General features: G+C 60.7%; 9 protein-coding genes. 2 read left to right on the plus strand and 7 right to left on the minus strand.

Going from position 1 to position 10,764, the window contains the following annotated elements:
* Positions 1-33: 33 nt before the first annotated feature.
* The 3 genes from ACQKP4_RS09230 to ACQKP4_RS09240 all read right to left on the minus strand — a co-directional run bounded on the left by ACQKP4_RS09230 (position 34) and on the right by ACQKP4_RS09240 (position 3,747).
* Positions 34-1,140: an NADH:flavin oxidoreductase/NADH oxidase gene (locus tag ACQKP4_RS09230; protein ID WP_427632411.1), complete on the minus strand. Its 1,107-nt coding sequence runs from the start codon at positions 1,138-1,140 to the stop codon at positions 34-36.
* Positions 1,141-1,428: 288 nt separating this feature from the next.
* On the minus strand, positions 1,429-3,138 hold the full coding sequence (gene recJ / locus ACQKP4_RS09235; protein WP_427632413.1) for a single-stranded-DNA-specific exonuclease RecJ: 1,710 nt from the start codon (positions 3,136-3,138) through the stop codon (positions 1,429-1,431).
* Between the two features lie 66 nt (positions 3,139-3,204).
* Positions 3,205-3,747: a YaeQ family protein gene (locus ACQKP4_RS09240; protein ID WP_201114544.1), complete on the minus strand. Its 543-nt coding sequence runs from the start codon at positions 3,745-3,747 to the stop codon at positions 3,205-3,207.
* Positions 3,748-3,894: 147 nt separating this feature from the next.
* Here ACQKP4_RS09240 and ACQKP4_RS09245 point away from each other — a divergent pair, with 147 nt between their 5' ends.
* Positions 3,895-5,094 (plus strand): CaiB/BaiF CoA transferase family protein, encoded by a 1,200-nt coding sequence (locus tag ACQKP4_RS09245; protein ID WP_427632415.1) that lies wholly within the window; start codon positions 3,895-3,897, stop codon positions 5,092-5,094.
* A gap of 76 nt (positions 5,095-5,170) precedes the next feature.
* The gene (locus tag ACQKP4_RS09250) at positions 5,171-6,016 is read left to right on the plus strand and encodes a TIGR02285 family protein (protein WP_427632425.1); all 846 of its coding nucleotides are present in this window, start codon (positions 5,171-5,173) and stop codon (positions 6,014-6,016) included.
* 175 nt (positions 6,017-6,191) lie between these two features.
* On the opposite strand, the gene ACQKP4_RS09255 is transcribed toward ACQKP4_RS09250, so the two are convergent.
* From ACQKP4_RS09255 to ACQKP4_RS09270, 4 genes are all read right to left on the minus strand, one after another.
* Entirely contained in the window at positions 6,192-6,473 is a 282-nt protein-coding gene (locus tag ACQKP4_RS09255; RefSeq protein WP_427632417.1) for a DUF3509 domain-containing protein, read from the minus strand.
* A 162-nt stretch (positions 6,474-6,635) separates the two neighbouring features.
* Positions 6,636-7,991, minus strand: a complete 1,356-nt coding sequence (locus ACQKP4_RS09260) for a transporter substrate-binding domain-containing protein (protein WP_427632419.1) — start codon at positions 7,989-7,991, stop codon at positions 6,636-6,638.
* Between the two features lie 120 nt (positions 7,992-8,111).
* Positions 8,112-9,521 carry a threonine synthase gene (gene thrC / locus ACQKP4_RS09265; protein WP_427632421.1) on the minus strand — a complete coding sequence of 470 codons (1,410 nt, stop codon included), beginning with the start codon at positions 9,519-9,521 and terminating at the stop codon, positions 8,112-8,114.
* 109 nt (positions 9,522-9,630) lie between these two features.
* The coding region (locus ACQKP4_RS09270) for a homoserine dehydrogenase (protein ID WP_427632423.1) at positions 9,631-10,764 on the minus strand (1,134 nt) is incomplete at its 5' end.

Here is a 10,764-nt window from a genome sequence, read left to right on the forward strand (position 1 = left end):
TCTGACCGGGGCTTTTTGTTTTTACGGCGCTATTCAGTCACGCAAATCGGACTCATGAATCGGCTGATCCCGATGCGTCGCCCGCTGATACTGCGCCGGCCACACGGCCCTGCGCCCACCCAGGTCATCGTCCGCATGCAGCGGCCAATACGGATCGCGCAACAGTTCCCGCGCCAGGAAGATGATGTCCGCCTGACAGGTGCGCAAAATGTGCTCGGCCTGCGTCGGCTCGGTAATCATCCCGACCGTGCCAGTGGCAATGCCTGACTCCTTGCGCACGCGTTCGGCGAACCGGGTCTGATAACCCGGCCCTGTAGGAATTTCCGCATTGGCGGCCGTACCGCCCGACGAGACGTCGATCAGATCCACGCCCAGGTTTTTCAGGCGTCGCGCCAGCTCCACGGTCTCATCCGGATTCCAGCCGTCCTCCACCCAGTCGGTGGCCGACACTCGCACAAACAGTGGCAATTCCTCGGGCCACACCGCGCGCACCGCTTCGGTGACTTGCAGTACCAGGCGAATCCGATTCTCGAACGAACCGCCATATTGATCGCGCCGCTGATTGCTCAGGGGCGACAGAAACTGGTGCAACAGATAACCGTGAGCGGCGTGGACTTCCACCACTTTGAAGCCAGCGGTCAGTGCCCGTTTGGCCGCGTCGACAAACGCCTGAATGACCTCGGCGATTTCAGCTTCATCCAGTTGCTTGGGCGGCGTGTGTTGCGGGTCGAACGCTATGGGCGAAGGGCCAATCGGCGTCCAGCCGCCATCGTCGGGTTTGACGCTGCCGTGCTTGCCAAGCCACGGCCGGTGGGTGCTGGCCTTGCGCCCGGCGTGCGCCAACTGGATGCCCGCCACCGCGCCCTGAGCGGTGATGAAGCGCGTGATGCGTTGCAGGGGCTCGATCTGTTCGTCATTCCACAGGCCGAGGTCCTCGGCGGTGATGCGGCCATCGGCGGTGACCGCCGTGGCTTCGGTAAAAATCAGCCCGGCGCCGCCGACGGCGCGGCTGCCGAGGTGGACCAGGTGCCAGTCATTGGCCAGGCCATCGACGCTGGAGTATTGGCACATCGGCGATACCGCGATGCGGTTGAGCAGGGTCAATTGACGAAGGGTACAGGGTTCAAGCAGCAGACTCATGGGGCACCTCTCGAATCAGTGGGCAGGCTCCAGGGTTCTGTTTGAAAAGTCGACGAGTGACAGCAAAAAAAGGTGCGGCACCCGCCCCCGCGGGTAAAAAATTCGACAAGGCGTCACAAGGCCAATCAAGCAGTGCTTAGAGCCTAGTCGACAACGGGGGATGAGCGAGGGTTCCGGGGATATTTGGCGGATGAAGATCGCCTTCGCGAGCAAGCTCGCTCCCACATTGGTGTTGTGAACGACGCAGATCCAGTGTGGGAGCGACGATTCGAATTGCTCGCGAAGGGCTTAGCGCGGTTCGATGTGGGCAATCATCAATTGCACCGTCTCGTTCCCGCGAAACTCGTTGAGGTCGAGTTTGTAAGCCAGTTCCACCCATTTGACGGTCGGGTTCGGCCAGATCTCGCGGTCGACGCCGAAGGCGATGCCATCGAGCTTCACCGAGCCGCATTCACTTTTCAGCACCACTTTGAGGTGACGCTCGCCAACGACCCGCTGCTCGACCAGCTGGAACACCCCGTGAAACAGCGGCTCCGGAAAGTGCTGCCCCCAAGGCCCGGCATGGCGCAACGCGCGCGCCAGTTCCAGGTGGAACTCTTCGACCGCCAGCGTACCGTCAGACAGCAGTCGCCCGGTCAGGTCTTCTTCGCGCAATTGCCGACGCACTTCAGCGTCGAACGCTTCGGCGAACAACGGAAAATTCGCTTCCGGCAAGGTCAAACCCGCCGCCATGGCGTGGCCGCCGTACTTGCTGATCAGGTTCGGATGCTGCGCCGCCACCACACTCAGCGCGTCACGAATATGGAAACCCTGAACCGAGCGTCCCGACCCCTTGAGCAGACCGTCGCCAGCATCGGCAAACGCGATGGTCGGGCGGAAATAACGCTCCTTCATCCGCGAGGCCAGGATGCCGATGACACCCTGGTGCCACTCGGGGTCGAACAGGCACAGGCCGAACGGCATCGACTCGACCGGTAAATCCTTGAGCTGGGCCAGCGCTTCACGCTGCATGCCCTGCTCGATGGACTTGCGATCCTGGTTCATGCCGTCGAGCTGCACTGCCATTTCCCGCGCCAGCCCCGCGTCGTCGGTGAGCAGGCATTCGATGCCCAGGCTCATGTCATCCAGGCGCCCGGCTGCGTTGAGGCGCGGACCGACGATGAACCCCAGGTCGGTAGAGGTGATGCGTGCCGGTTCGCGCTTGGCCACTTCAAGAATCGCCTTGATCCCCGGCCGCGCGCGTCCGACGCGAATCCGCTCCAGCCCCTGGTGCACCAGAATCCGGTTATTGGCATCCAGCGGCACCACGTCGGCGACGCTGCCCAGCGCCACCAGGTCCAGCAACTCGCCGATGTTCGGCTGCGGCTGGCTCTCGTACCAGCCGAGGCCGCGCAAGCGTGCGCGCAAGGCCATCAGCACATAAAAAATGACCCCGACGCCAGCCAACGCCTTGCTCGGGAACGCGCACCCCGGCTGGTTCGGATTGACGATGGCGTCGGCCAGCGGTAATTCGTCGCCGGGCAAGTGGTGGTCGGTGACCAACACTTTGAGGCCGGCCTTTTTCGCTGCCGCCACGCCTTCGACGCTGGAGATGCCGTTGTCCACGGTGATCAGCAACTGCGGCGTGCGGGTCAGCGCCACGTCGACGATTTCCGGGGTCAGGCCGTAGCCGTACTCGAACCGGTTCGGCACCAGATAGTCGACGTGTGCCGCGCCCAGCAGACGCAGGCCCAACACCCCGACGGTACTGGCCGTCGCGCCATCCGCATCAAAGTCGCCGACGATCAGAATCCGCTGCCGCTGCTCCAAGGCAATCACCAGCAAATCCACGGCGGCATCGATGCCCTTGAGCTGCTGGAACGGAATCAGCCGCGCCAGGCTCTTGTCCAGTTCCGCCTCGGACTGCACGCCCCGCGCCGCGTACAGGCGGGTCAACAGCGGCGGCAGATCTCCGAGGAATGGCAGGGTGTCGGGCAACAGGCGAGGTTCGATGCGCATGGGGTGACAGGTGCTTCTCTTGGATACGTAGGATAAAACCGGATGAATCGCGAAAACGGCGAAAAATCAGCCGCGTTCGCCGCTCAGCCACTGCAACTGGACTTCGTGCTGACCACGGTCGTCGGTGACGAAAATCGTCCCTTCGCTGATCATCACGTCCCACTTGATAACGCGGGGCATGTCTTTGGCCAGGGTTTCGAGGATTTCCTGCGGCACGGCAGCGATGTGCACGTTTTTCAGGTTCTTGATCGCCGGGATCACTTTGGTTTCCCAGACACGCAGGCTGCCGTAGGCCAACAGGCTGGTGCGCTCGGTGCGACGCGAGCACCAGGTCAGACGATCGGCGTCTGGCTGGCCGACTTCGATCCAGTGCAGGACACGGTCATCCAGGCTTTTTTCCCACAGCGCCGGTTCGTCCACGTCTGACAGACCGCGACCGAACGACAGTTGCTCGTTGTACCAGAAGGCGTAGGCCAGCAGCCGCACGGTCATGCGCTCTTCGGTTTCCGAAGGGTGGCGGGCGATGGTCTGCTTCACGGTCTCGTAAACGCTGCGGTCGAGGTCGGTGAGGTTCAGTTCAAACTTGTAGGTCGTGGACGGCTGGGCCATGAACGGGCTTCTTGATACGGGGAAAGGCGGCAAGTCTAACCGATGCGGTAGGCAATCAACGAATTCAAGGCAATTGAGCTTGGTGGTCTGACGTTCGGCTATGTTAAAACGCTCTTCTCGCCCAGCCTTTGTCCTACAGGATCCCGCATGCCGCTCACTGGAAAACCGCTCTCAGGTCTGAAAGTCGTCGAATTGGGTACGTTGATTGCCGGCCCCTTTGCCTCACGCATTTGCGGTGAGTTCGGTGCCGAAGTGATCAAGATCGAATCCCCGGATGGCGGCGATCCGCTGCGCAAATGGCGAAAACTGTACGAGGGCACGTCCTTGTGGTGGTTCGTCCAGGCGCGCAACAAGAAGTCGGTGACGCTGAACCTGAAACACCCGGAAGGCCTGGCCATTCTGAAAAAGCTGTTGAGCGAGGCCGACATCCTCATCGAAAACTTTCGCCCCGGCGTGCTGGAAAAGCTTGGCCTGAGCTGGGAAACCCTGCACAGCCTCAACCCGAAACTGGTGATGGTGCGGCTTTCGGGCTTCGGCCAGACCGGGCCGATGAAGGATCAGCCTGGGTTTGGTGCGGTGGGTGAATCCATGGGCGGCCTGCGTTACATCACCGGGTTCGAAGACCGGCCGCCGGTGCGCACCGGGATTTCCATCGGTGACTCGATAGCCGCGCTCTGGGGCGTGATCGGCGCGTTGATGGCGCTGCGTCATCGCGAAGTCAACGGCGGCCAGGGCCAGGTGGTGGACGTGGCGCTGTACGAAGCGATCTTCGCCATGATGGAAAGCATGGTCCCGGAGTTCGACGTGTTCGGTTTTATCCGCGAGCGCACCGGCAATATCATGCCGGGCATCACGCCCTCTTCCATCCACACCAGCGCCGACGGCAAGCATGTGCAAATCGGCGCCAACGGCGATGCAATCTTCAAACGGTTCATGCTGATCATCGGTCGCGAAGACCTGGCCAATGACCCGGCGCTGGCCAGCAACGATGGTCGCGACAACCGCCGCGATGAGCTTTACGGGGTGATTGATCGCTGGGTCAATTCACTGCCGCTGGACACGGTGCTCGCCCTGCTGAATCAGGCCGATGTGCCGGCCAGCCGAATTTTCAGCGCCGAAGACATGTTCACCGATCCGCAATACCTGGCCCGGGAGATGTTCCTGCACGCCAAGCTGCCGGACGGTAAAGATTTCAAGATGCCAGGGATTGTGCCGAAACTCTCAGAGACACCCGGTGATTGCGAATGGGTCGGCCCGCAACTGGGTGAGCACAACGCACAGGTATTGCAGGAACTTGGCTATGACGCGTCGCAGATTGCACAACTGCGCAAAGACGGAGCCATCTGAGCTGAGGCGTCTGTTTGCGCTGCCCATCACGCACGGCCTGTCCCACGGGGGACGGGCCGTGCTCGCGTTGCTGGTCATGGTCGGGCTGTTCGGCCTGCCCCCCTCGACAATGGCGCAACCCAGGGACACGCTGATCTGGCTCGTGCGCGATCTGCCGCCGCTGACGATTTTCGAAGGGCCGAAAAAGGGCCAGGGCATCATCGATCAACTATTGCCGCTGCTGATCGCCGGCATGCCGCAATACGATCACACCGTGATGCGGGTCAACCGGGCTCGCGGCCTGCAAATGCTGCATGAACCTTTTTTGACCTGCGATGCGGCGCTGAACAAGAGCAAGGAGCGCGAGCGCTGGATCGCCTTTTCGATTCCGGTGTTTCGCGCCATGAGTAATGGCCTGGCGGTGCGGCGCGTGGATCATGACGTGCTGGCGCCGTTCCTGCAGGACGGTGAAGTGGACCTGGCCGCGCTGCTTGCCAGTGGGCGCGAGAAACTGGGGATCATTGCCGAGCGCAATTACGGCGAGTACCTCGACGCACTGCTCAAGCAAGCGCCGCCCGACGCGTTGACCGCGCATTACGGCAACGACGCATTGGGCAGCCTGTTGCAAATGCAGCGTCTGGGGCGCCTGCACCTGCTGTTGGGTTATCGCCCGGAAATCCGCTACCAGGCCCAGCAGCAAGGCATCGCGGAGGATGATTTGCAGTTCTACCCGATTCGCGGCGCGGAGAAATATCTGTCGGGTTACATCGGCTGTTCCGACACGCCCAAAGGCCGGCAGGCCATTGTCGAGATCAACCAGTTGCTGCGCAAAATGCCCCGCGATCGTTTGAGCGAGGCCTACGCGGCGTGGCTCGACCCGGAAAGTCGCAGCGCTTACCTGGAAGAATCCAAAGCCTATTTCGAGCAGCAGGCGCTGCCGTGACAAATCGCAGGCAAAAGAAACCCCGAGAAGTGGGGAGACGACTCGGGGTTAAACGTGGCCTACATAAAGACCAGTGGCAGCAAGCGGCAAGCACCGGAGCACAATGCTTGATCCTGCTGTTACTGCGTCTGACTGACGTTGCCGCAGGAAGGTTCCCACAAAAAAAAATTCAATTTCAGCGGGCCAGGATTTTGTCCCGAGCCGCATGGCGCAACGCCGCGATTACGCAGGGCTCCAGCCGTCCTTCAGCAATCAGCACGTCACGGTGCAAACCATCAACAACATCCGTCAGCAAACGCTTGTCGGTGAACTGCGCCTGATTGAAGACGCGTTCGACCACAATCGCGCCGGTCGCATTTTTCAGTGTCACCAGGCATTCGCCATGGGCGCCCGACGGGGTCAGCGTGACTTGATACGGGCTCAGAGCCTCCCCGAGCAATAGACTGATACTTTCCATCTCGATCACCACTCAATAGTCCGAAAACAAAGTGCCTGGGGCGTGTTCACTGTAAGTGACCACTGGCCCGAGAAGAAAGTTCGGGATTCCAGTTGCCGGCGCCTCGGCGCCGCTGGTCGACAGAGCATGCACGGCAAAGATGACAGGGAAAAAACAGCCCGCTCACGGCTTGCTTGTACGCCGACCGATATCGGTCCAGCCGCCGAGCAATCCTCGCAACTGCCCATCGGTGCCGTAGAACGGCACCGTCCAGTGGTAGATCTCCCTGACGCCGTTTTTGAACATCAATTGACGCTTGCTGAACCTGGCCTTGCGCGTGGGGAGTTGGGCCATGAATTCAGCGTGCAGCAGTTCGGCGGTTTCCTTGGGCAGCAGATCGGTATCGATCAGTTGTCGTCCCTGAATCTGGTCGAAGCGGGTCGACAAGCCTTCTTCATAACTCTTGTTGCACATCACCAGACGGCCCTCCAGGTCGCGAACAAATACCGGATCAGGCATTGCATCCATCAATGCGTGCTGGAAGGCCAGTTGATCGATGAGGCTGTTCTCGGCGTCCAGTCGTTGCTGGATCAATACGCTGAGTCGCCGGTTCCAGAGCAATGACAGCAAGCCGAACAGGCTGGCGACAAATAATCCCCAACACCCCCAATGGGTCAGCCGCTGCCACACCGAGGGCACTTGCACCGGGGAGATCCCGTTCAGCCACTTCAGGCGCATCGCACGCAACTCGGCAGGCGCAAACGCCTCGAGTGCCTTGTTGAGGATACTCAGCAACTGCGGTTGACCTTTGCGCACCGTCAGGTAATCGGCCTCCCATTTACCCTCGACGGTATGCCCCACCTTGAGCCGTCCGGAAGGATAGAGTTGGGCACCGGTTTCGTTTTCGATGGTGGCGAAGGCTTCGCCGCTTTCAACGAGCGCCCGGGCCTCGGCGTACGTATTGACCGAGCGCACCTCGATAGACGGATAGTCACGACGAATCACGGACTCCAGCGCATGCCTCGACGGTAGCACCAGCACCCTTCCCGCCAATTGCTCCAGAGACTGGATCCGCGGCATCCCCGCGTGCCCGACGAACACCCAGCCCGACCCGCCAAACGCATGACTGAAATCGAGAAACAGCTTGCGCTCGTCATTCATCGCCAGCGTCGTGCTCATGTCCGCTTCGCCGCTTTCCAGACGTTGCAGCAACTGAGCGGGGGAAAACGATTCCTCATGCACAAATTGCAGCCCGGTCATTGCGCTGATGCGGCTGAGCAAATCGTTGTTCAAACCGCTCCATTGGCCGTACTCATCCTTGAACAGGTACAGCGGATATTGTCCCGAGGCAACGATGACCCTCGGGTGCTCGGCAATCCATTGCCGCTCCTGAGCATCCAGCTCGATCATCGCGCCAACGGCCGCAAGCTTGTTCTCGGCGGCCACTAATTGTGCGGCAAGCGCGGCCGGGGCAAATCCCAGGGCACTGGCCAGGAACATCCAGCACAGTGCCGGTGTGAATCGTGTGAAAAACCGCATTACCATTTCCTTGGTGATTGACTCGCCCGTCCCTCTAGGGCGAAAACAGTGCAAGTGTGGCATGCAGAAATAAGAAAGCCCGTCAGGAGACGGGCTTCAAAATGTGACAGGTTTTGCCGGTTACAGCGGCTTGCCGCGGTTGCCATGCTGACTGACAAAGGCCTGCACGGCTTTCAGATCGTTCGGCAACACGGTGCAACGCTCATCTCTCTCAAACAAATCAGAAAGATGTGCAGGGAGCTCAAGCGCTTTTCCTACGCCAGCCTTCTCCACAGCGTCCGGGAACTTGACCGGGTGCGCCGTGCCGAGAATCACCATGGGAATGTCGAGACTGCGCCGGCATTCGCGCGCAGCCTTGACGCCGATGGCGGTGTGCGGGTCCAGCAGCTCGCCGGTTTGCTCATAGACGTCGGCGATGGTTTCGCACGTTTGCGCGTCGTCCACAGCCAGCGAATCGAACAGCTTGCGGGCTTCGGTCCAGCGCTCCTGTTCCACGCTGAAACCGCCGCCCTGCTTGAACGAATCCATCAGGCCGGCGATTGCCGCGCCGTTGCGACCGTGCAGGTCGAACAGCAAACGTTCGAAGTTCGACGAGACCATGATGTCCATCGATGGCGACAACGTGGCGTGCAGGGTTTCCTTGACGTACTGATTGCCGCTCATGAAGCGGTGCAGGATGTCGTTGCGGTTGGTGGCGACGATCAACTGATTGATCGGCAAGCCCATGTTGCGCGCCAGGTAACCGGCGAAGATGTCGCCGAAGTTGCCGGTCGGTACCGAGAACGATACCGAGCGTGCCGGCCCGCCCAACTGCAAGGCTGCGTGGAAGTAGTAAACGATCTGGGCCATGATCCGCGCCCAATTGATCGAGTTCACCGCCACCAGACGCGTGCCTTTGAGGAAGCTCTGGTCGGCGAAGCTCGCCTTGACCATTTCCTGGCAGTCATCGAAGTTGCCTTCGATGGCGATGTTGTGGATGTTTTCACCAAAAATGGTGGTCATCTGCCGCCGCTGCACTTCGGACACACGGTTGTGCGGGTGCAGGATGAAGATGTCGACGTTTTCGCAGTGCTTGCAGCCTTCGATGGCGGCCGAACCGGTATCACCGGAAGTGGCGCCGACGATCACCACGCGCTCACCGCGTTTTTCCAGCACGTAATCGAGCAGGCGACCGAGCAGTTGCAGGGCGAAGTCCTTGAACGCCAGGGTCGGCCCGTGGAACAGCTCCAGCACCCATTCATTGCCGTTCAACTGACGCAATGGCGCCACCGCGTTGTGCGAGAACACGGCGTAGGTTTCTTCAAGAATCTTTTTGAAATCGGCGTCCGGAATGCTCCCGGCAACGAACGGGCGCATCACCCGGAAGGCCAGCTCGTGATACGGCAGGCCGGCCCAGGAAGCGATTTCTTCCTGGGTGAAACGTGGCAGGTTTTCCGGGACGTACAGACCGCCGTCGGTGGCGAGACCGGCCAGCAGGACGTCTTCGAAATTCAGGGCCGGTGCCTGGCCGCGGGTACTGATATAGCGCATAGGGGCAAACCTTCGGTTTGGGCTTCAAGCTATGGGCTCCAAGCGACAAGTCAAAGCCAAACTGCCTTTGCCTTGTTGCCTGGAGCTTGCAGCTTGCTGCTGCTTTTAGTTAGTTCAGGTGCTCGACGCGGATCCGTACGACCGGACCGACCACACCCGTCAGCGCTTCAAGCGCGGCGATCGCGTCGTTCATGTGCTGTTCCAGCACACGGTGCGTCAGCAGGATCATTGGCACCAGACCGTCATGTTCTTCGACTTCTTTCTGCATGATCGATTCGATGTTGATGCCGCGCTCCGACAGGATGCTCGCCACTTGGGCCAGCACACCCGGATGATCCTTTGCCTGGATCCGCAGGTAGTAGGCACTTTCGCAGGCTTCGATCGGCAGGATCGGGTGGGCCGACAGCGAATCCGGCTGGAAGGCCAGGTGCGGGACGCGGTTTTCCGGATCCGACGTCATGGCGCGAACTACGTCCACCAGGTCGGCGATCACTGACGAAGCGGTCGGCTCCATGCCGGCGCCGGCGCCGTAGAACAACGTCGAACCGGCAGCGTCACCATTGACCATGACCGCGTTCATCACGCCGTTGACGTTGGCGATCAAGCGATCGGCCGGGATCAGCGTCGGGTGTACGCGCAACTCGATACCGGCGGCGGTGCTGCGTGCCACACCGAGGTGCTTGATGCGATAGCCCAGCGCTTCGGCGTAGTTCACGTCTGCGGTGGTCAGCTTGGTGATGCCTTCGGTGTAGGCCTTGTCGAATTGCAACGGAATGCCGAACGCGATCGACGCCAGGATTGTCAGCTTGTGCGCGGCGTCGATGCCTTCGACGTCGAAGGTCGGATCGGCTTCGGCGTAACCCAGCGCTTGCGCTTCGGCCAGCACGTCTTCGAAGGTGCGACCTTTTTCACGCATCTCGGTGAGGATGAAGTTGCCGGTGCCGTTGATGATCCCGGCGACCCAGTTGATACGGTTGGCGGACAGGCCTTCACGGATCGCCTTGATCACCGGAATGCCACCGGCCACCGCCGCTTCGAACGCCACGATCACGCCTTTTTCGCGCGCCTTGGCAAAAATTTCATTACCGTGAACGGCGATCAGCGCCTTGTTCGCGGTGACCACATGCTTGCCATTCTCGATGGCCTTGATTTCGCGCGCGATACCTTCAACAAAATGAAGGCGTTCGCCGACAAACAAGAAACCCCGTTCGTGGTGATCGACACCGCGATGATCAGCCAGGCC

Source organism: Pseudomonas sp. NPDC086278 (assembly GCF_050280905.1).
GTDB lineage: Bacteria > Pseudomonadota > Gammaproteobacteria > Pseudomonadales > Pseudomonadaceae > Aquipseudomonas.

What these genes read in the sequence shown, in the direction of transcription:
- ACQKP4_RS09230 (WP_427632411.1), bottom strand. Translation starts at nt 1,140, where the DNA reads ATGAGTCTGCTGCTTGAACCCTGTACCCTTCGTCAATTGACCCTGCTC.
- recJ (WP_427632413.1), bottom strand. Translation starts at nt 3,138, where the DNA reads ATGCGCATCGAACCTCGCCTGTTGCCCGACACCCTGCCATTCCTCGGA.
- ACQKP4_RS09240 (WP_201114544.1), bottom strand. Translation starts at nt 3,747, where the DNA reads ATGGCCCAGCCGTCCACGACCTACAAGTTTGAACTGAACCTCACCGAC.
- ACQKP4_RS09245 (WP_427632415.1), top strand. Translation starts at nt 3,895, where the DNA reads ATGCCGCTCACTGGAAAACCGCTCTCAGGTCTGAAAGTCGTCGAATTG.
- ACQKP4_RS09250 (WP_427632425.1), top strand. Translation starts at nt 5,171, where the DNA reads ATGGTCGGGCTGTTCGGCCTGCCCCCCTCGACAATGGCGCAACCCAGG.
- ACQKP4_RS09255 (WP_427632417.1), bottom strand. Translation starts at nt 6,473, where the DNA reads ATGGAAAGTATCAGTCTATTGCTCGGGGAGGCTCTGAGCCCGTATCAA.
- ACQKP4_RS09260 (WP_427632419.1), bottom strand. Translation starts at nt 7,991, where the DNA reads ATGCGGTTTTTCACACGATTCACACCGGCACTGTGCTGGATGTTCCTG.
- thrC (WP_427632421.1), bottom strand. Translation starts at nt 9,521, where the DNA reads ATGCGCTATATCAGTACCCGCGGCCAGGCACCGGCCCTGAATTTCGAA.